Below are 22275 nucleotides of genomic sequence, written 5' to 3' on the forward strand. Positions count from 1 at the left end.
CCAAACGTACAGTTTCCTCAGTATCTATCCCCAGCACTTTCTTCTTATCATTTATTTAAGGGAAGTCCCTTTTTTAATAACCTGAAGGAGTGAGGGAAAGTGAGTTTATTTACAAAGGGCTTTAAACTACGCGTTATAAACATAATGGTAGTTGCATTAATGATCTTGCCTTTATCGATTATCTTCCCAGTGGATGCTGTGAAGGCTGCCGGCACAATTTATTATGTCGCCCAAGATATTGGAAGCGATTCCAATAATGGCACATCTCTTAGTTCGCCGTTTAAGACGATCCAACAAGCGGCTACAGTAGTAACGGCTGGCGACACTGTCTTAATTCGGGGCGGCACTTATCGAGAAACGGTCATCCCAGCAAGCTCAGGTACGGCAACACAAGGGATCACCTACCAAAATTTTAACGGAGAGTCTGTAACCATTTCGGGAGGAGATCCGGTATCAGGCTGGACCTTGGACAGCGGCAATGTATATAAAGCTTCTGTTGACATGTCCTTGGGCTCCCAAAATCAAGTGTTCGTAAATAACAATGTCATGTATGAGGCCAGATGGCCCAACAATACGGGAACGATTACAAATTTTACGCGGGCGACGGTAGACAGTGCAAGCAAAAGCGGGACCAACGGGGAAACCACTTCGCTGAAAGCATCCTCCGTGCCTTGGGCGAATGCATCGGATTTAACGGGGGCCTATATTTGGATAGCGCCTGGTTACGAATGGTTCGGATACACGAACCCTATTCAATTGTACAATCCCTCCACGAAAACAATCACGTTTGATTCCATCTATCCTACGAGCGCAAATTATAATGCACAATCCGGGAATAAATATATTATTTTTGGCAGTAAAGCCTTGCTGGACACGGAAAACGAATGGTGGTACGACAGTACGAATAAGATGTTGTATCTCTGGGCTACAGGAGGGGGAAATCCAGGCAATACGGTAGAAGTCAAGACACGTAAAAATGCCATCGATTTGTCAGGTAAATCCTATATTACGATTAGTGGTATTCATGTAAGAGGCGCAACGGTAACAACGAATGACACCAGCACGAATAACCAGCTCAAAAATATGAAGATGGCGTATGTATCGCACAACAGTTTTAATACGACTACAGGCGGTGAACAGGCGAATCTGGGCGTACTGCTCAAGGGCTCGTTTAATGAAATAAACGGAAGCGAAATCTCCTATTCTTCAGGCCCGATCGTCAATATTCAGGGAAGCGATAATCGTTTAATCAACAGCTATGTTCATGACGGCAATTACATGGGCTCTAGTGATGGTCACACCAAAGTAGCAGGAATAAGGGCACTGGTTAGCAATAACACGATAGCCGAATCTGGTCGCGATTTGATCACCTTGGGCTCGGGTATCGAGCAAAGCAATATTCAATTCAATAACATATACGGGGCTGGACGACTTACCAAGGACCTCGGTCTTCTTTATTCTGCAAATACAGACGGTCAAAATACACTGATTCATCATAATGTGTTTCATGATAATTACACGGCAGGTTTAGCGGTAGGCATTTATTTGGATGAGATGACAAGAAATTATATCGTTTCAAACAATATTGTGTACAACGTTCCGGGTTATGCCCTGCAACTCAATCAGCCTTCTCTCTATAATCTGGCCTATAATAATACTACGCACGACAACTCTAATTTGACAAATACGTATAACGCAAGTTATGCCGATGTCAGAGGGACACAAATCCTAAATAATATTCTTACTGATCCTAATAATATGGCTACGAGTACAGTAAGCTTCAATAACCTCATGAGCGGAAGCGCTGGCTTTGTTGATACAGCGAACCAGAATTTCCTGCTAACATCCTCTTCGCCAGCTATCGATGAAGGTGTACAAATTCCTGGCTTTACGGACGGATATGCCGGTAATGCTCCGGATGCCGGAGCGTTTGAGCTTGGAACGACGGCTTTTCAGTATGGGCATAATTTTGCAACACCTCCTGCAATTGTGCCAACACCTGCTTTGGATACAACATTTTTGTATCGCAACCTAATTAAGAATGGCGGCTTTGAAAAAGGGACCTTCGAGTCATGGACTTTGGGTGATGCAAGAACTGCATGGGTTAATAACCAGTCTGCATGGCACTTAACGTCGACGAATACGAGGTCAGGGATATATAGCGCCAGACTCGGCCAAGGCGTAGATTCTATTTCGCAAGTTGTTACCGGTCTTGCACCAAATACAGCCTACAAATTGGCGGCATCGATGAAGGTTAGCAGCGGAGAAACCGGGCAACTTGGGGTCATGGGCTTCGGTGGAACGGATACTTGGGTTTCATCAAGTTCAACTGCTTTTACTGAAAAGGTACTAACTTTTCAGACAGGGCCGACAAGCACATCAGCGACGATTGTGTTAAAAAAGCCAACTGCAGGAACAAGCTACATTTATGTGGATGAAATTGGTCTGCAAAGGGTGAATCCGTCTTTATTAGAGGCTGCTGCTAGTGACACGAGTGTATTAAGCGGTTTGTCTGGGGCAACGGTTAACATGTTTAGCGGGGTAATGGATGCTACCAAAGCATCTGTAACTAATCCTACTATTTCTCAAGCTACCCTGGCGATGATGTATGATGCGTTCATTCAGAAAAAGAATGATCTGCCTAAAGCTGCAGCGGCGCAAACGCTTTACGATGTATCCGTTGAGGGCACTGACGAAAATGAATATCCTGTAGGCGCCAAGGCGGATTTACTGGCAGCTATTCAATCACTTTATGCCGTTTATAATGATATGAATGCAACCCAACAGGACGTAATTAATAAAATAAATGCACTGTCACCTGCAATGGATACATTCAGAAGCAAGCGCATAGCCCCTAAGACACTACAAGCTGATGTCGCTGCGATACCGAAAGCAAATATGGCCCAGATGTTGAACAGTATGCAAGTTGGACCGCCAGTGCTCCAAAATATTGGTGGCTTCACAGTTTTTAATAATAGTACTACCACATTCTATTCGGGTGTTTCACCGCTGAACAAGAATGATCTGCTTCAATTCGATTTGAAAAACAATTTTACAGCGTCGGATTATAGCGGGATTATCCTTCGTTCACAAACAGGCATAGCTACCCCATGGTCTGGCGATACGGCCTATCTCATTATTTTTAAGAGAGATACTTGGGAGGTTCAAAAATATGTAGCTGGCACTCAGATCTTTCTCAATTCGTACGCAAATAAAATGGTTACACAAGGTGTACCCCACGCTATCACTGTAGGAGCTGTGGATACCCAAAACGGCGTTCGTTTGATTGGCTTTGACGGAACCGCTAATGTATTTGACTTTATCGATCGTGATAATCCGATTCTGAACGCTGGGAAATTCGGGGTACTATCTAGAGTTGCAGCCGGCCTTCATTTAGCTCCTATCGACCAAATCGCTCCAGTTACCACAGACAATGCGCCAACGCGCTTGATGAACCATGATGTCACGGTTACACTGACGGCAACTGACAGCGATTCGGGCGTGATGAACACGTACTACACGGTGGACGGCAGTGCTGAGCACAAAGGCAACAGCATTGTATTTTCAACGGACGGCAACCATACACTTTCCTATTATAGCGTGGATAAAGCAGGGAACGTAGAATCTCCGCATCATGTGACAGTAGAAATAAACAAGTCGTATGTTTATCCGGATGCCGTAATGCCTAGCATCGATATACAGCCGGTAGGAACTACTGTGATGCGAGGTGCGGGCAGCCCAGTTTTGACTGTATCGGCCAGTGTAGATGACGGTGGAGCACTGAGTTACCAGTGGTACAGCAATACGACGAGCAGCAATAGCGGTGGAACGACAGTCACCGACGCAACGGGCCTAACGTATACTGCACCTACGTCAACGGCTGGAACGACGTATTACTATGTCTTAGTAACGAATACAAACAATAGTGTAACAGGCAGTAAAACAACAATAGCCAAGAGCAACGCCGTGGCGATCACGGTAAATGCGCCAACGAATGCCGTGGTACCGAGCATCCGTTCACAATCGACGGGAGCGACGGTGCCCCAAGGTGGCAGCAACCCGATCTTAACCGTGGCAGCTAGTGTGAGTGACAACGGAACGCTGAGCTACCAGTGGTACAGGAATACGACGAACAGTACAATTGGCGGGACTGCGATAGGCAGCGTGACAAGCGCAACGTATGCTGCACCTACATCAACAGTTGGCACGACGTACTACTATGTCGTGGTAACGAACACGAACAACAGTGCAACTGGTAGCAAGATAGCCTCGACAACAAGTAACGCTTTGGCGGTTACCGTGACGCAGAACCCTGGAGGAAATCCAGTCCCGATCCTATCAAACTTGACGCCTATCGCCGACTCATTTGTATATGACGGGCAACCTACTTGGAACTATGGCGCATATAATACGCTACTAAATAAATGCTGTGGGGCCACCTTTGTAAGGCATGCCTTTATGAAGTTCGATTTGAGTTTAATTCCGCAAAACAACAAAGTCACAAGTGCTGTATTAAAATTATATCAGACCGGCGCTTCAACCGGCGGCATAGCAGGGGTTTCTCCCGTAACCGATGATACGTGGAACGAGGGGACGGGAAACGGAACCGCTGCAAGCGGTATTACATGGAGCAACAAGCCAAATATCGGATCGTTAATCACATCACAACCTACGCTCGGAGCCTCAGGATGGCTTTCATTGGACGTAACGAATTTCGTGTCCGGCGAGTATGCCGGGGATAAGACTGTAAGTTTAGCTGTCTACGATCCCAATAATAAGAACGTTACCGTAAATTTTTTCAGTAAGGAGAATAGTACAAATAAACCATTCCTTGAAGTGACCTATCAAGTGGATCAGGTTCCACCTGTAACGACAGTTTCCTTAGCTGCACCTGATGGTCAAAATGGGTGGTATACGCAACCAGTGACGCTGACTTTTGCGGCAAACGATAATTCGACAAGTGTTTCAAATACGGTATATAGTACGAACGGCGGGACCACATGGCAGTCTGTTTATGGGCCGATTACTTTTAACCAAAACGCGATGTATACGATTCATTATCGTTCAACGGACAAGGTCGGGAATGTGGAAGATACAAAAACCATCAGTTTTAATCTGGATGCGACGGCACCAATCACAACGGCAACGGTCACACCTTCTCAACCGGATGGACAGAATAGCTTGTATAGGCATCCTGTTACAGTAAGCCTAAGCGTATACGATGATTTATCTGGTACTGCTAAGACAGAGATCAGTTTAAATGGCGGGACCATTTGGCAGGCTTATACCGTGCCGATAACGTTCAATGAAGACTGGAATTATACTCTAAGCTACCGTTCAACAGATCATGCTGGAACTATGGAAGATGCAAAAACGATCAATATTAACCTGCAGATGAATGCGGCAGTGCCAAGCATCAGCACGCAGTCGACAAATCAAACCGTCAACGTGGGAGTCAGCTTAAGCTTGGCCATTGGGGCTACTGTGAGTGACGGCGGTACGCTGAGCTACCAGTGGTACAGCAATACTTCGAACAACAATACTGGCGGGACACCGATCGGCGGTGCAAACAGCGCATCGTATTCTGCACCAACGTCAACGGTTGGTACGACGTACTACTATGTCGTGGTGACAAACACCAATGACAGTGCAACAGCCAACAAAACTGCAACAGTAACAAGTAACGCGATAGCAGTTACGGTAAATACGCTGACCAATGCAGTAGCACCGCATATAGATACACAACCGGTGGGAGCGACTGTGAGTCAAGGCGCCAGCAGCCCGAACTTAAGCGTAGCAGCTAGTGTCAGTGACAGCGGAATGCTCAGCTACCAGTGGTATAGCCATACAACGAACAGCAACAGCGGCGGAACACCAATCAACGGTGCAAACAGCTCATCTTATGCTGCGCCTACGGCTACGGTTGGTAAGAGCTACTATTATGTCTTAGTGACGAACACAAACATTAATGTAACAGGCGATCAAACAACTGCTGTAACAAGCGATGTAGTGGTGGTGGCGGTAACGGAGTCGCACAGTACTGGCGGAAACCAAAATTCAACACAAGATACAACACAAAAACCAACATCGACTCCAGCAACTATTACGCCGGCCCCGGGTAAACCGATTGTCGATATCAATAATACTCAAGCAGTTGCGGTGATTAAGGATTCGATCGTTGAGAAAATGAAAGTAACATCTTTGACGGCTCCGGTTACATTCACGGATATTGCGAATCATTGGGCTTCTGAGAGCGTTAAAGTATTTACTAAGATTGGTTTTATAAATGGTTATCATGATGGTTCGTTTAGACCAGATACGGATATTACTCGCGGTGAGTTCGCGGCTATCATTTCTAGCATATTCCCGCTGACTCCGGTTACTAACATTGTGGTTCAACTCTCCGATATCAATGGAAGCTGGGCGAAGGACGCAATTAGTATTCTTATGGCTTATGGCGTTATCAATGGTTACGAGGACGCTACATTCCGACCGGATAATAAAATCACTCGTGCAGAAATGGTGGCTATCATCTCCAGAGTAATCAACCTGAAGGACTTGAATAAAGGAAATGTCACTAGCTTTAACGATATCAACAGCACATGGGCAAAAGATAGTATCCAAGCAGCTGCTGCTGCAGGGATCATTAACGGGGAAACGACTGGTACTTTTGCTCCGGATAAGCATACTACTCGTGCAGAGGCTGTAACGGTTCTGTTACGTTCGCTCAAGTTAAGCCCTGATCTTGCCGCAGTTTTAGATTCTTTGAAGTAACTAGCGAGCAGTCTTTGAAGCCTCTCGCTTTCCAATAGAAGTTGGGAAGATCAATTGACCGCATCAAGTTCTCTTCAGTTTCTATTTTCGTATTTTCAATTGATGTTTCCTAAATTGGTTAGGACTGATTTGTTCCAGAGTTTTAAAGACTGTACAGAAGTAGTTGGCATCTTCAAAACCGGTCAGACAGGCAATTTCCTACGACTAAATTTTGATCAATATAATTAAACAATGGATTAAGTTTATTATTCAGTTGGGTTGCACTATGGTTAGGATTAATGGAGGTATTTTGCACGATGTCGGTAAGAAGGGAATAGATGACACTTGAGCACTGGATACCTTTTAGGCTACCCTCGATTTGTTGAAAATCCATGGCATTTTAAGTTCATTCAAACGTCAAGTCACCGAGAGAAATAGCTTCATACATAGGTCGCTTGTTCAAATGACTCCGATAAAGCGTAACTTCATTGGATTTCCACGAAAGCAGGTCTTCTAAGGGAGAGTTGGGCATTGTAATAGTACTTAGCTTATTACGATTAAATGGAGTCGTACCTGAAAAATTGCGTGCAAGCGTCAGATGCGGGTGAAAAGTACGCTCTTCAGGAGAAAAGCCAAGCGGCGTAAGTGCGTCGGCTACCCGTTTCTGTAAGCTGTGAAGCCCCTTTACATCACCACCGACACCTGCCCACAGCACAGAAGGTTGGGTCGATCGCCCGAAAAAACTGAGGGATTCCACACGTAGTGAGAGAGAACAAGATACTGCCATTATTTCCTTCAGAACTTGAATAATGTGAGAGACACAGTCAGATCGTGTATCCCCGAGAAACTGCAGCGTAATATGCAGATCTTCATGATGGACCCATTTACGAAAAGGCAGATGTGGTTTGATTTCATCGAGCCAGCTGGCGATCACATACTTAATTCCAGACGGGACCGGCACAGCAACAAATAAACGCACTAGATTGACTGAATTCATAATTGCCTCGCTTAGAGATCTTTTTTACGTAGCGGTGACTTCATTTTGACTAGGTTTAATAGCGAATAAAGCGAGAAGTGCTGCAATAACACATTATCAATGAATCTAAGCAAGGTAGAGTGTAGAGTAACAGAGTAAACCGTAATTATTAAGCTCACTTGAAACGAAGTTATATGTAATTTGTTACGAATTGAAGGTAGAACGGGAATAAGCATGAAATTTCCTAATATGTCGTCGTCCCACTTTCACCCATAATTCAACCTCCTCAAAGTAGCATGTATGGGTTAATAAGTGAGCAGAAATCCTGCTCACTTATTTTAATTTAATTTGAATATGATTTTTAAAGATTTAAATCAAAACTACGCATTTACTGTTTCAGGCCTTTTTATTTGTAGTGGAGGAGGAACAAGCCAACCTTTTTCTTTGCTCATATCCAGTATTTTAAGTCCTATTGCTGTTTTAGTTATATGATATTTGGCAAATAAAGCGCCAATATCAACTCTAATGGATTGGCCCATAGCTTGACTGCAGGCAACTAATCCCAATGAGACGTCTGCTGCAATTTTGGCTGCAATTTCGGGATCAGCGAATCTTGCTCCGACGGGGATATCTTCGAGTTTAACTGGTGGTCGTTCTGGCATCATTGGAATTGTTGCAATTCCGTTATCAATAAGTATTTTATCTAATTCTTTAATTTCAAGATTTGCTTGATCAATGAGACCGTCGAGTATCTTTTTAAGATCTTTGTCTCCTGAATGATTTAAATATGCTTGATAACAGGATACAGCTCCTTTAGCCACTGTGGATGCTGTCCATACACTAAAGATTTCCCCGTAGTGTAGAGGTTCATCTTTTGGATTACCGCTTAAAATTCCCATATGAGTGTAGCTCCTTTTTTTCTAATTTAATGACTTGATTATCATACCCATGTGCCCTTTTACAATTCATGTGTCCATCAATTTACATTTAATGAATTGTTATCTACGTAACGACCATGGTCGGGAACAGCTTTTTTTTTGAAATCGGCTGCCAATTGTGATAATCCGCACGCTAGTTCCTCACCTGACATTGGTACCCCATGACCGCATATTGCAACACTTGGCTTTAAAGCTTCTAGCTTTCTAACAGACTGTTCAGCTGCATGCCAATCGGTTGTAAAGTATACTGGAGGCCCTGTCAGGTGCTTTTTCTGAGTTAAGACCTTATATAGTGAGTCCTGCTCAACCGTTACAAATGCATCCCCCGCAATAAGTGCCCTATCCTTATCTCGAAATAGCGAGACATGTCCAGGCGTATGACCTGGCGTATGGATCCATCGCCATCCGGACATTCCAGGGATGCTGCCATCAGATGGTAAACGATGAACATGACTTCCAAGATTGATCGGTTCATTAGGAAACAAGGGTGATAATTTAGCTATGATACCACCTTCAACGGAGCCGTCAGGTTCTGGATAACTGGAACTGCCAGTTAAATATGTTATTTCTAACTCATGGGCATATACCCTTACATGCCAAGCTTCAACAAGGTCAACAACAGCGCCAACATGATCAAAGTGCCCGTGCGTTAGAACGATGGCCTTTGGTTTCGAATCTACGCCAAAATGATCTTTCACCATTTTCAAAATACGGTTTGCGGATTGTGGCATACCCGCATCAACTAACACCCAATCTTCGGCAGTGCCAACCAAACTTATGTTGACGATCTGATTGGTATAGCAGAATAGATTGTCGCTAACCTCTTCACCGACACCGCTTCTAACGGAAGTCATCGGTATATAATTATCTGCCAATGTATTTTCCATATCCCCATAATGAGTATGTTCCAATAGTGTCCCCCTGTTTTTAAAGTGACATAAATTTCTCGATATTATGTCCAAATTTACTTAATAGTTATAACTACATATAGGATAAAGTTACTGTAAAGTGAATTTTTTACTATACAATTTGGACACATTACACCAGAGGTGATCATATGCGTTGTTTACTTTGCGAAAATGAGCAATTGTTAAAAGGGAAAAAAACGAAATGTTTTATTTGTACAATTATCAAGCGTCGAAATTCACGTGAATAACGATGAAAAATAGCGTCATAATATAGCTGGAAGTCCATCTTTTGAAAAAGGAGGATACAAATACGATGACATCAAATAGAGGACAACAAGGAGCTCATGGCACTGGACAAATTGTTAACCAACTGAACAATCAGGCAGAAGCCGCGGAGCAAATTCAAGGAAGTAATAAGGTCGATCAAGAAATCAATGCAGCTGCAAATGAACATAGTTCAGAGCTGGATGAAATATTCAATAATGATAACAACTAGCGAAAGTGCATCAAAATTAAATAGGCTTACTCCTGCTGATACAGGAGTAAGCCTAGTAGAATGAAAGCTTTAAACATTCATATCTTGCAATCCTGGGCTGTGCTCACTTGGCATATCAGGTAAGTTAGGCACTGGGAATCCCATCGGTGGCGGGGTAACTAATAGCTGGCCTTTATTTCTACTTGGTGATGCACCTTTGAAAACCTCACCAATGCGCGTATCATCTAAGCGGAAGTTAAACTGCATATTATGATAACCCATATCTACAAATTTTCTGCATTCTGGATACTTATTTATATCGTAATTAGGTACTGGGAAAAGTTTCCCCCAATCGACACCTAACGTTTCTAAAGCTTTAGCAAAAGCATTTTGATGCGCATTATCTCGTACGATGAGGAACCCAATGGTCTCCCTAAATGTTTTATTGGAGCTCATCTCATAAATCCTGCTTTTTTGGAGTACGCCCGTTGATTCAAGAACTAAATTATTCAACAAATCACTAATTAAATTACCATGTGAATACACCCATGAACCATTCCAGGGGTTACCACCAGCATCTACGGGTAAGGAAGCTTGTGCCCCAACAATGAAATGATGAGGATTTGCATGTTTGACGGCTTCATCAAGAGGTGCACCATCAATACCTGAATTCCCTACACCTGTGGAGTTGCCAGCATCGTTTAGTAATTGATTTATCGTATTTTGAACTAGTTCCACATGGGCAATTTCTTCTAAAAATACGCCACGAATTAAGTCACGGTATTGTGTAGCTTTGCCTCGGAAATTAGAGCTTTGAAAAGAATATTGCATCATAGTTCTCATCTCACCAAATTGTCCGCCAAGTGCTTCTTGTAAAACTTTAGCTGCAGCTGGATCTGGTTGGTCTGGAACAATTTGATTAATAAGTTCTTCTTTATAATAATACATATATTCACTCATTTCCTTTGATTTAAATGATTGAACTATAAAATAACCGCCTTTTTAATTGGCGGTTATTAAAATTAATGTTTGTCGGTTAGGTATGTTCACGATTCCGCTTTTTTAAACCAGCTAAACCGACTAACCCTAGAAGGCCAAGCCAGCCCCAATTGGAATCATTGTCATCGGTAGCAGCATTAGTTCTATAAGTAGCTGTTGAATTTGTCCCGTAACTATTGGTGGTAGTAGTCGTACCGTTAACTGAACCATATCCGTTATTTACGGATCCAATCATACCTGTAGTATCCGCGGCACTCGATACCCCTGTACACAACAGAAACATAAAACAGATACTTAAGAAAAACATAAAGGCATTCTTTTTCATTTGGCTTCTCTCCTTCATTCAATTTGTTTACACGTTTGTTTTCTCCTTTATGTAAATCAATTATACGAATGAGAGATTACCAAAGTAGTCCACTAAATGGAAGGTGTAGATTGTTACGAAAAACATATAATATTGATGTTCCAATTACTTAAGATAGGTGGGCTAAAGTCATGACGAACCAAAAAAAGAGTATTGAATCAGCAAAGCAAAAAAACCAAAAACCAAATCAAAACAGTAGTAAAAAAAGTAGCAGCAATAATGGTATTGATGATGCAAATATTAATTCTGGTGGTTAATAAATTTATTTCAACAACTTAATAAACTGATCAAACAACCTCACTTCAATCAAGTGAGGTTGTGCTAGGTTTCAGGTACTACTGAGTTACGAGGGTGTCTGATTTTTAACCACTGATAGAAAAAGATAATAATAATAAAAGTGTCAATTGCATCCCCGCCATAATACATAAGCTTAGCACCGTTTTCCGCTTGAATGGCTGATATTCCAAGTGGGGGGTTCACATAAATGGTTTTAGATAATATGCCATGTGCGGCTATGGTAAATATAAAGATAATACCACGGTAAACGTAGCTAGTTCGATGGGGTGGTCTGTCGATGTAAATCATTGAGATTGTGAATAGGTAACCTGCAGTAAATATATGAAGATGAACGATTAAATGTAAAATTGAAAACTTGTGCATGTTCGAATATAAGTTGGTAGTGTATAAGATACATAGTCCACCGATGTTTAATATTGAAGCTACTGAAGGATCGCTAAACATACGAAACGGCATGCCTCTAAGTATCCGTGAGATCCTACGAGCAGATTGTAGGGGGAGAGTCCTTAAGATGAGAGTCACAGGTGCTGCAAGTGCAATGAATAGAGGAGCCAGCATCCCAAGAAGTAAATGACCTATCATGTGCGCTGTGAAGTTTATGTGTGAAAGATTTGCTATAGGCCCAACAACAGATAGGGCAATACATAGTAAACCTAATAACCAGTAGTTATAACGAGAGAAGGGCCATTGCTTATAGGTGCGACTGGATATGACTGCTGCGTACAGATAAAAAAATACCACACCTAAAAATAGGAGTATGAGGATAAAGTCAGAGTAAGCGCCACCGCCATGAGAAAAATGATCATTTGTCATCCGAAGGTGCCCTCTCGACATGAACATTAATACGGGAATGAATAGTTAAAATGATTCCAATGAAAAGCAAAATTATAGCGCTAATATTCCATATGGTATCGTAAATGATGACATTTGGGATGTAACGGATTTGATGAAGTCGCAAGATTTTATGTTGGATTGTTCCATCATATAGTTGGAAAAAGCCAGCGCCTAGTAATATGCCGCCTACCCACCTTTTAAGGTGTAGCGCTTTTCTACGTCGAAGATCTGCAAACATAAATAACGACCCAACCGTCACAAACCAACTAAAAGCGTGAAACAAACCATCGGAAATCAAACCAATTTGGGTCGTGGATTTGTCGTAGAAATGATGCCAATGCAAGAGTTGATGAAATACTGTTTCATCGATAAAGCCGACTAAACCAAGGCCAAATAATATACCCGACCACAGATTGCGGTTAGCTGTTTCCACTTTTCATAACTCCTTTAAAATTTCCCAGCTACATATCATATTTTTAATTTGCCCAATTTATGGAATTGTAACCACTTAGACTCATAGAACACTCCATCCTTGACAACATGATAATAGACTCTTGTATACTAAATCTAAATTTTAGTAGACGGAGGAATTCTCTTGCAACCATCACGATGGATTACGAATGTACGAGTAGTAGTAGAAACGGGGATTATTGAATCAGGTTCCGTACGCGTGGAAAAAGGTAGAATTACTGCTGTTATAGAGGGCATTCCTACTCATGTAGAAGGGGAGAGTCATGAGATTCTCGATGGAGAAGGAAAGCTGCTTATCCCTGGTATGATTGACGTCCACATTCATGGAGCAAAAGGGTATGACATGATGGACGGCAGCCTACAAAGTATCGAAGTAGTATCAGATACATGCGCTGCGACTGGCTGTACATCGTTTTTAGCTACCTCGGTGAGCTCCAAACTGGAGGATTTGCTGACCATGATTGACAATGTTAAGCAAGTAGCTGGGACAGAGCGTGGTGCATCGATCGTAGGTATTCATACAGAAGGACCCTATTTAAATGTAAAACGTAAAGGGATGCAGAATGAAGCCTTTCTTCGACATCCTGATTTAATGGAAATGGAGCGTGTCGTGGAGCAAGCAGGCTCACTATTGAAAATGGTGACAGTCGCCCCCGAACTCCCCGGAGGAATGGAACTTGTCTCCTATTTGCGAGAGCGGGGAATCATCGCGGCGATTGCACATTCAGATGCCACCTATGAAGAGGCAACAGAGGCCTTTCGGCTTGGTGCAAGTCATATCACACATTGTTTCAATGGAATGCGTCCGATTCACCACAGAGACCCCGGTCTGGTAGTTGCAGCCTTTGAACAGCCGCATGTTAGCTTGCAAGCGATTGTAGATCATGTTCATCTGCATCCTGCGATTATTCGCCTGATGCACAAGATTAAAGGTGCGGATGGGATGGTACTCATCACGGATGCACTTCACGCTATGGGATTAGGCGATGGAGATTATCAATTCGGTGGGCATCCGGTGAAGGTAGTTGGCGGTGTTGCGCAATTAGAAGACGGAACGCTTGCTTCCAGCACGGTAACGATGAATGAGGCATTGAAAAATACAGTAGAGTTAGGCATTTCCCTGCATGATGCCGTTACCATGGCGACAAGGACACCTGCGGACCTGCTTAGCCTTCCCCAGAAAGGAAGAATCGCAGTGGATGCGGATGCTGATTTGGTCTTGTTGGACGAACGCTTTCAAGTGGAATGGACGATGATCGGCGGCAGGGTGTTTGGAGAGACAAACGAATAGTGAAGCACGAGAAATCTTCCCATCCTTTGATGCGGGAGATTTTTTTATTGGGATCTTTCGCATGAAATGTGGGTTTGTGAGGTTTGTTTTATCAATCACCACGAAATCATGTCTGAAAGCGCTTAAAAATAAATTGACAATGTGGAGTTTTTGAGTATTATATAGATATAGGCTTCAAGAAACCACATTGAAAGCGCTTCAAGATGTGGGATTGTTAATCCGCAATGTGGCATTGCTTGTCTAACCATTTTATTAGGGGGAATGAAACCGTATGAAGAGAGCAAATAAATCCATGATGGTTGTACTCAGCACAGCGCTTACTACAGGCTTAGTATTGACTGCTTGCAGCACGAGCAATACGGCAAGTCCGAGTGCTTCTGCTGGAACGGCTGCAAGTCCAGCTGCAAGTAGCGCGGTAGAGAAACCGAAGGGTAAAGTAACACTAGATTTCTGGACGCATTGGGGCTCTACAACTCGCCGTCCTATTATTGAGAAAATCATTAGTGACTTTAATGCTTCTCAGGATCGCATCGTCGTGAAACATACTTTCTTACCTTATGGAGATGGTTGGACGAAAGAACTAGCCGCTATTGCAGCTGGTAATCCGCCCGATGTTATCATTCACGATATTAGCCAAGTTGCTCAACGCGCAAGCAAAAAGCAAGTGATGAATCTAACGCCATATCTGGCGAAAGATAACATTAAGGATCGATTCTTCCCGCACTTATTAAATGCGATGCAATACAAAAATGAAGTGTACGCGCTTCCATTTGTAACAGATACTCGCGTATTGTTCTATAACAAAGCCATCTTTAAAGAAGCGGGTCTCGATCCGGAAAAACCACCAACAACATGGGCGGAATTGGAAGAGTATTCCAAGAAAATCGATAAAATTAACAATGGTAAAATTGAGCGTTTAGGCTTCCATCCTCGTATTGCAGGTGGGCAAGATATGTTCTTGAACAACGCCGATGGCGGAAGACCTTGGCTGGATGACAAAGGGATTTATATCAATTCACCTAACCGAATCGCAGCCTTGGAATGGTTTAACAGTTGGGATACGCGTTTAGGCAAAAAAGAAGTAGATGCCTTCAAAGCTGGCTTCGGCAGTAAAACGAACGATCCACTCATTGCTGGCAAGTTAGCGATGAAAATTGATGCAGGAACGTTCTGGACACAAATTCGTGACTTTGCACCGAAGAAAGAAGACTTTGGTGTCGCAGCAATGCCTGAATTCAAAGCAGGCAGCGGCAACTGGAGTAACGGCGGAGGCTTTACGATTGAAATTCCGTTTGGCGCTAAGCATCCAGATGAAAGCTGGGAGTTCTTGAAATTCATGACAGATGTTGATGCACAGAAATATTGGGCGCAATTCAACTTCGATAATGTATCCAATATTAAAGCGTCCAATGATCCAGAGTTGATCAAGGATCCGATCTATAAGTTTACGGTAGATAACTTGAAATCAACGGTACTGGGAACTGTTCCAGTAACAGCGCCTGATTTCCTCAACTTGGTAAATCCACAAATTGATGAAGCGATTTTAGGTAAACAAACACCGAAAGAGGCCTTGGATAAAGCACAGAAAGCGGTCGAAGATTTGGTTAAAGCGAATACAAAATAAGCTTTAGAGATAAAGGGTGGAGGCGTAGTGTTTTACTGCTCCACCCTTTTAATATAAGGAGGGAAACAAGTGAATCCTCAATTGATGGAAGGTACCCAACCGAAAAAAATAAAAAAGTGGTCATTAGATAAAAAAGAAGCACTGCAAGGATACAGCTTCGTTGCTCCATGGTTCATTGGCTTTCTCATTTTCACTGCGGGTCCGCTGTTGTTTTCTTTATACGCCAGCTTTACGAACTATGACATCACTTCGCGCATGGATTATATCGGGCTCGATAACTATAAACGCATGTTTACCGAAGATCCGTTATTCTGGAAATCGCTCCGCAATACGCTGTATTATGTTGCACTTGCCGTTCCTTTAACCACGATGGGCTCTGTCATTCTTGCCGTTTTTTTGAATGTGAAAATTCCCGGTATGCGATGGTTTCGGACGATTTACTATCTGCCAACCGTTTTGTCCGGTGTAGCTGTTTATATGCTTTGGATGATGCTGCTTAATCCGGAATCAGGACTTATTAATACCGTTCTTAGCTGGATTGGCATTGAAGGACCTGCTTGGTTGTCGGATCCTGCATGGACGAAAAATGCGATTGTGATGATGAAAATGTGGGCCGTCGGCGGTGGGATGCTGCTGTTTCTAGCGGCGCTGCAAGGGGTTTCCGATCATCTGTATGAAGCCGCTGAGATTGATGGTGCTTCTAAAATTCGCAAGCTATGGCATATTACCGTGCCGATGATAACACCCGTAATCTTCTTTGATGTTATAACTAGCCTAATTGGCGGCTTTCAAATTTTCCAGGAAGGCTACGTAATGGCTGATGATCCTGGTTCGCCTGGTTCTCCATCGAACTCGCTTTTATTCTACAATCTGCATATGTTCCTGAAAGCTTTCAAAATATTTGATATGGGGTACGCCATGGCCATGGCCTGGTTCCTCTTCATAATCGCCATTATTGTTACCGTGATTAATATGGTGCTGTCCAAATATTGGGTTCACTATGAAGGAGGAGATTCGCGATGACGGTTGCTGCAACAGTTACTAAAAAATCGTATCATCAAAGCCGCCGCAATAAGGAAATAATCTCTAAATGGGTCGTAACTCTGATTCTAATTGCGGGCAGCTTGTCCTTTCTAATGCCGTTTTGGTGGATGATTCAAACATCGTTGAAATCACTATCGGAAGTTGTTTCGTATCCACCAACCTGGTTTCCTCAGAAATTCGTCTGGTCTAATTACAAAGAGGCATGGAATGCGGGGCATTTTGCCAGATACTCAGCGAATTCGTTAATCATTGCGTCAGTCGCCGTATTTGCTCACGTCATTTCAAACTCTTTCATTGCTTATGGGTTTGCTAAAATTCGGTTTCCAGGGAAAGGGTTTCTCTTTTCCATTATTCTGGGAACGATGATCATTCCGGGATTCGTAACGCTTATTCCTCAATACATTTTGTTTTCCAAATTACACTGGGTAGGTACCTATTTACCACTCGTCATCCCAGGGTTCTTTGGAAGTGCATTTCATATTTTCCTTATCCGTCAATTTTATTTGGGGATTCCAAATGATCTCGTTGAAGCTGCCAAAATCGACGGCGCAAGCCATCTATACATTTGGCGTTCAATCATGCTTCCTCTGGCCAAGCCCGCACTTGCGACTGTTGCAATCGGGACATTCACTGGAGCGTGGAATGATTTCCTTGGACCGCTTTTATATGTGAACGATGAAGCGAAGTACACCTTACAGATTGGTTTACAAGCCTTCAAGGTCAGCTCAGGCACAAGCCAATGGCATTTATTGATGGCAGGTTCCGTTATGGTGATGATTCCGGTTATCGCAATCTTCTTTATTTTCCAACGGTATTTTATTGAAGGTATGAACATCAGTGCTGGTACGAAAGGGTAGGAGGAAATAGCTTGGATCGTAAATATCGCGTTTTTGTGTACCATCACACCCATTGGGATCGAGAATGGTGGGCGACGATGCAGGATTTTCGCATCCGTTTGGTGGAGCTTATCGATGAACTGCTGGATACACTTGATAAAGATCCCGAGTTTCGCTGCTTCTTACTGGATGGTCAAACGATTGTATTGAAGGACTATCTGGAGATTCGACCAGAAAATCAAGCGCGTTTGCTGCGATTCATCCACGAAAACCGTATTCAATGCGGTCCGTGGTACATTTTGCCGGATGAGTTTCTCGTCAGCGGTGAGGCACATGTACGCAATCTGATGTTGGGGAATCGGATGTCCGAAAAGCTTGGTTTTACGAACCTGGATGTCGGCTATATCCCGGATACCTTTGGTCATATTTCGCAAATGCCGCAGATTCTGCAAGGCTTTGGCATTGATAATGCGATGGTTTGGCGAGGGCTGGGCGGCCCATCTCCCGATTTTAAACAAGAGGTTCTTTGGGAAGCGCCAGATGGCACACAAGTGTTCACATATTGGTTCCCAGATGGCTATTATATGGTGGATTTTCTCCACTTCGATAATCCGAAGAAGACGTATGAAGAAACGTATGGCAGAGTCCGTAAATCGATTGAACGCTGGGCAACACGGGCTACCACAGATTGTTTGTTAATGCCATACGGCGGTGATCATAGACTTATCGATGCACGATTGCCCCGATTAATGAAGCAGGTTCAAGAGGATTTACAGGAAGTGGCGGAGCTGCACTGGGGAACAACCAAGGATTTCATGGAGGCTGTCCGTGCACAAAATCCTTCCTTGGACGTCATCAAAGGGGAGCTACGGCATTTTGGCGCAGAGCTGCCTCATGTATTGCCCGGTGTGCTGTCTGCCCGGATGTACCTGAAACGGCATAATTTCATTGGGCAGCTAGCCATGGAGCGATACGCAGAGCCATTCTCAGCTTTAGCCTGGATGCATGGGCGCAAGTATGAAGCGGCACTCCTGTGGACGGCTTGGGAGCTTCTTGTTCAGAATCACCCCCATGATAGTATTTGCGGTTGCAGTATTGATGAAGTCCATCGGGAGATGCTCCCTCGCTTCGCCCAATCTAAACAGATCGCTGACATATTGACGGAGAAGAGCGTACAGCACATCAACAAACTCATTGATACAAGTGGGTTGCCTGAGGATGCCATCGCGATTGTTATCCATAACTCACTCTGTTGGACGAGGAGTGATACCGCTACAGTTTGGATCGAACGCAAGTTGACCGTTCACCCTAAAACGCATGTGCTTGAGGACTCAAATGGATTTGAGGTTCCGTTTCAAGTGAAGGACGTCAGTGGCATGAAACCGATGACGGATAAACATTTCTATACGGAAATCTGTTTCGCTGCAAAAGACCTTCCAGGCCTTGGTTACAAGACGTATGTGCTACGAAAAAAAGAGACTGCTTGCGATCCTAAACAGGTCTATTTCAATACGCTGCAGCCAGCTGCCAAGATCAAGGGCAGTGAAGCCAAATCTGACTTGCACATTAGTAACAACACAATAGAGAACGAATTCCTGCGTGTGGAGGTTCATGCACAGAACGGTACACTGCGTATCACGGACAAACGAAGCGGCTGCATTTATGATGGCTTAGGCGCATTCGAAAGTGGTGGAGACGCAGGGGACACGTACAATTATGCGGCTCCATTAATCGATCACGTACGGCGTACGACCGATCATTCGCTAGGCGTGCATGTTTCTGCAGCGGAAATCGGATACGCGAAAGTCACCCTTCAGGTGGACATTCATTGGTCCTTACCGACGATGCTTAGCGAGGATCGGTTAAGCAGAATGGCCTCATACACAGATTATCGCATAACGAATTATGTGACATTAACTGCGGGTTCCGAAAGAGTGGATGTACGAACAGTTTGGAACAATCAGGCGGAAGACCATCGGTTGAGGGTATTATTCCCTCTAGGTGAGAAGTTTAAGGTCTCGTATGCAGAAAGCCATTTCGATGTGGTGGAACGAGAGGCAGCTATTCTAGACATGGGGAATGGATGGCCAGAAACGTACGTGCCGCAGAAGCCACAGCAAGGCTTTGTCAGTGTAAAAGGCAGCGATAAAGGACTGACAATCGCTAATAAAGGGCTGACCGAGTATGAAATGCTGAACGATGAGCAAGGGACACTGGCGATCACGCTTCTGAGGGCTGTGGGCTGGTTATCTCGTGAAGATACCCTGATCAGACACGGCGGGGCAGGACCCGAAACACCTGTACCTGACGCGCAAAGCTTGGGGATGAATGAAGCGGAGTATGCCATATTTGTCCATCAGGAAGATTGGCTGGAAGCCAAGATCAGTACTAAGGTCCATGAATATTTAACTGCAAGCTACGGCTCAGTCACAGATCAGCATGATGGCGTTTTAGAGCAAACTGGCGGTTGGCTGGAGCTCAAAGGCGATCATACACTCATGCTTAGTGCTTGTAAGAAATCCGAAAAAAACGATGCGCTCATTGTGCGCTTCTGGAATACGTCGAAGGCAGCTACAACTGCCAGCGTGCATCTGAAGATCAAGCCTCAGCAGGTTCGTTACGTTAAGTTAAATGAACAACCGATGGTTCGAGAAAACTTGATCATCGATGCCGAGGGTGCGTTCACCCTGCAGGCCAAAGGTGCAGAAATTATTACACTTGAAATCTATTTCACGACGAAGGAGAGATTGTCATGACAGCAGGAATTAGACCAAAGAATGTCCTAACACTCAAACAAGCCTTGGAGGTAGCTGAGAAATTTGGGTTCGCTATTGGCTCGTTTTCCCCTAGATATACACCAATGATAACGCCAGTTTTGCGGGCTGCAGAGAAGATGAAATCACCAGCTATTGTACAAATCTCTCATAAAGAATTGGTTCGATACGGCATTACACCGAAGGAATTCGCGGATGAGTTCTATGACAGAGTGGTTGCAGAAAATATCACCGTGCCATTGGTCTTACATCTTGATCATACAAAAGAATTAGAGACGATCGCTGAAGCGATTGATGCTGGTTTTACTTCGGTCATGATTGATGCTTCCGAGAAAAATTTGGAAGAGAACATCGCCATTTCGAAGGAAGTTGCGGATTACGCACGTGCGAAAGGCGTATCGGTTGAAGCAGAGCTTGGTATGATTGGCACAACGGATTTCGTAGAAACGGATAAAGATGAGGAGTTATACACGGACCCACAGGAAGCACACCGCTTCGTTGATGAAACTCAAATTGATGCATTGGCCGTTTCCTGCGGAACTGCTCACGGCGTTTACATGGTTAGGCAGCCTAAGATCGATGTCGATCGACTGCAAGCTATTCGTTCACTTACACCTGTACATCTCGTCCTACATGGTGGTTCCGGTGTGCCGGCTGACATGATGGCTGGCGCGATTCAACTTCCAGGCGGCGGTGTGAGCAAAGTCAATATTGCAACAGATCTGGAACTTGCCTTCTTAGGCGCATTAGGACGCGAAGAAAGACTAACGAATGCAGAATGTCAGGCTCTAGAGCCATCGCTTTTAGAAGTAGGAAGATCCGCTGTAGAAAACACAGTCATCGATAAAATGACCCATTTTCTAGGAAGCACAGGGCGAGATAACCATTTTGTTTAGCAGTCATGGCATAAAGGAGGAACACAATGCCCAAGGCAGTGAAACTTGCTGAAGATTTCTATGTCATTTCTGGCGATAAACTGACCCATCCATGGGGTGCAAGTGCTTATTTACTTACAGGAAGCGAGCCTATCCTAATTGATTGTGGAGGCTCTGAAGGTTACCCTGCACTGAAGCGAAACCTCGATGAGCTAGGATTGCAGCCGCAAGATATTACAAAAGTGATAGCCACGCATGGTCATTGGGATCATGTGGGTGGATTTGCGCAGCTAGCCGAGGAAAGCCATGCTGAACTGTGGATTCACGAAAATGATCGCGAGCAAGTGGAACAAGGCGATTACGAGCGAACAGCTGCTTTTCTCTATGGCAAGCCTTTTCCAGCTGTACAGGTTCACAGGACGTTGAACGATGGGGAAATTTTGCAAGTAGGCAAGTTCACATTGGAAGTGATTCACACCCCAGGGCATTCGCCTGGGAGTGTGTCCCTTCTATTAAAAGATGGCATACACAACATATTAATTGCCGGAGATACTTTGTGGGGCGGCTACCATCCTAGGGTAGGATCTGATCTGGCAGCATGGGAGCATTCCATGGATAAGTTGCTGACCTATGATTTTGACTTGATGACCTTCGGTCATTTGCCTCCAACGCTGGTCTATGATGCGAAGAAGAAAGTTGCTGAAGCACGCAGACAGCTAGGAACGTACTTTAACCCTTGGTTTAAGCCGATGTGTGAAGCCTTTCAGTATTAACTCGCTTGTTCAAACGAAAGTAACTATGTAGAGAGAGGTAGAG

Annotated in this window: 17 protein-coding genes; 10 read left to right on the plus strand and 7 right to left on the minus strand. The window is 43.9% G+C overall.

The window, feature by feature from the left end:
* Window positions 1–99: 99 nt before the first annotated feature.
* On the plus strand, window positions 100–6774 hold the full coding sequence (locus tag AC58QO_RS00070; protein ID WP_497262880.1) for an OmpL47-type beta-barrel domain-containing protein: 6675 nt from the start codon (window positions 100–102) through the stop codon (window positions 6772–6774).
* A 385-nt stretch (window positions 6775–7159) separates the two neighbouring features.
* Here the strand turns inward: AC58QO_RS00070 and thpR are convergent, their stop codons facing one another.
* From thpR to AC58QO_RS00085, 3 genes are all read right to left on the minus strand, one after another.
* On the minus strand, window positions 7160–7750 hold the full coding sequence (thpR, locus tag AC58QO_RS00075) for an RNA 2',3'-cyclic phosphodiesterase (RefSeq protein WP_497262882.1): 591 nt from the start codon (window positions 7748–7750) through the stop codon (window positions 7160–7162).
* Between the two features lie 359 nt (window positions 7751–8109).
* Window positions 8110–8628: a DUF3231 family protein gene (locus AC58QO_RS00080; RefSeq protein ID WP_497262884.1), complete on the minus strand. Its 519-nt coding sequence runs from the start codon at window positions 8626–8628 to the stop codon at window positions 8110–8112.
* A gap of 77 nt (window positions 8629–8705) precedes the next feature.
* Window positions 8706–9554, minus strand: a complete 849-nt coding sequence (locus tag AC58QO_RS00085) for an MBL fold metallo-hydrolase (RefSeq protein ID WP_497264340.1) — start codon at window positions 9552–9554, stop codon at window positions 8706–8708.
* A gap of 334 nt (window positions 9555–9888) precedes the next feature.
* Here AC58QO_RS00085 and AC58QO_RS00090 point away from each other — a divergent pair, with 334 nt between their 5' ends.
* Window positions 9889–10071 carry a hypothetical protein gene (locus AC58QO_RS00090; protein ID WP_497262886.1) on the plus strand — a complete coding sequence of 61 codons (183 nt, stop codon included), beginning with the start codon at window positions 9889–9891 and terminating at the stop codon, window positions 10069–10071.
* A gap of 69 nt (window positions 10072–10140) precedes the next feature.
* Here AC58QO_RS00090 and AC58QO_RS00095 read toward each other — a convergent pair whose 3' ends face one another.
* Window positions 10141–10998 (minus strand): manganese catalase family protein, encoded by an 858-nt coding sequence (locus AC58QO_RS00095; RefSeq protein ID WP_497262888.1) that lies wholly within the window; start codon window positions 10996–10998, stop codon window positions 10141–10143.
* A gap of 88 nt (window positions 10999–11086) precedes the next feature.
* Window positions 11087–11374 carry a WGxxGxxG family protein gene (locus AC58QO_RS00100; protein ID WP_497262890.1) on the minus strand — a complete coding sequence of 96 codons (288 nt, stop codon included), beginning with the start codon at window positions 11372–11374 and terminating at the stop codon, window positions 11087–11089.
* A gap of 170 nt (window positions 11375–11544) precedes the next feature.
* Between AC58QO_RS00100 and AC58QO_RS00105 the strand changes: the two genes are divergently transcribed.
* Window positions 11545–11670 carry a hypothetical protein gene (locus AC58QO_RS00105; protein WP_268240221.1) on the plus strand — a complete coding sequence of 42 codons (126 nt, stop codon included), beginning with the start codon at window positions 11545–11547 and terminating at the stop codon, window positions 11668–11670.
* A gap of 64 nt (window positions 11671–11734) precedes the next feature.
* Here AC58QO_RS00105 and AC58QO_RS00110 read toward each other — a convergent pair whose 3' ends face one another.
* Together AC58QO_RS00110 and AC58QO_RS00115 are read right to left on the minus strand one after the other, a co-directional pair.
* A complete protein-coding gene (locus tag AC58QO_RS00110) occupies window positions 11735–12523 on the minus strand; it encodes a cytochrome c oxidase assembly protein (RefSeq protein ID WP_497262892.1) in 789 nt (262 codons plus the stop codon).
* Entirely contained in the window at window positions 12513–12977 is a 465-nt protein-coding gene (locus AC58QO_RS00115) for a DUF2243 domain-containing protein (RefSeq protein WP_497262894.1), read from the minus strand. Before AC58QO_RS00115 ends, AC58QO_RS00110 begins: the two co-directional genes overlap by 11 nt.
* A gap of 162 nt (window positions 12978–13139) precedes the next feature.
* On the opposite strand from AC58QO_RS00115, the gene nagA reads away from it, so the two are divergent.
* The 7 genes from nagA (at window position 13140) to AC58QO_RS00150 (ending at window position 22232) form a co-directional block, all read left to right on the plus strand.
* Window positions 13140–14306 carry an N-acetylglucosamine-6-phosphate deacetylase gene (gene nagA, locus AC58QO_RS00120; RefSeq protein ID WP_497262896.1) on the plus strand — a complete coding sequence of 389 codons (1167 nt, stop codon included), beginning with the start codon at window positions 13140–13142 and terminating at the stop codon, window positions 14304–14306.
* A 271-nt stretch (window positions 14307–14577) separates the two neighbouring features.
* Window positions 14578–15930 carry an ABC transporter substrate-binding protein gene (locus tag AC58QO_RS00125; protein WP_497262898.1) on the plus strand — a complete coding sequence of 451 codons (1353 nt, stop codon included), beginning with the start codon at window positions 14578–14580 and terminating at the stop codon, window positions 15928–15930.
* 69 nt (window positions 15931–15999) lie between these two features.
* Window positions 16000–16953, plus strand: a complete 954-nt coding sequence (locus AC58QO_RS00130) for a carbohydrate ABC transporter permease (protein WP_497262900.1) — start codon at window positions 16000–16002, stop codon at window positions 16951–16953.
* Window positions 16950–17831 (plus strand): carbohydrate ABC transporter permease, encoded by an 882-nt coding sequence (locus AC58QO_RS00135; protein ID WP_497262902.1) that lies wholly within the window; start codon window positions 16950–16952, stop codon window positions 17829–17831. Before AC58QO_RS00130 ends, AC58QO_RS00135 begins: the two co-directional genes overlap by 4 nt.
* 11 nt (window positions 17832–17842) lie before the next feature.
* Window positions 17843–20566, plus strand: coding sequence for an alpha-mannosidase (locus AC58QO_RS00140; protein WP_497262904.1), 2724 nt, complete (start codon window positions 17843–17845; stop codon window positions 20564–20566).
* Window positions 20563–21480, plus strand: coding sequence for a class II fructose-bisphosphate aldolase (locus AC58QO_RS00145; protein ID WP_497262906.1), 918 nt, complete (start codon window positions 20563–20565; stop codon window positions 21478–21480). Before AC58QO_RS00140 ends, AC58QO_RS00145 begins: the two co-directional genes overlap by 4 nt.
* 26 nt (window positions 21481–21506) lie before the next feature.
* Window positions 21507–22232, plus strand: a complete 726-nt coding sequence (locus AC58QO_RS00150) for an MBL fold metallo-hydrolase (RefSeq protein ID WP_497262908.1) — start codon at window positions 21507–21509, stop codon at window positions 22230–22232.
* The last annotated feature ends 43 nt before the right edge of the window (window positions 22233–22275 follow it).

The sequence above is a fragment of the Paenibacillus sp. J31R30 genome, from assembly GCF_059692115.1.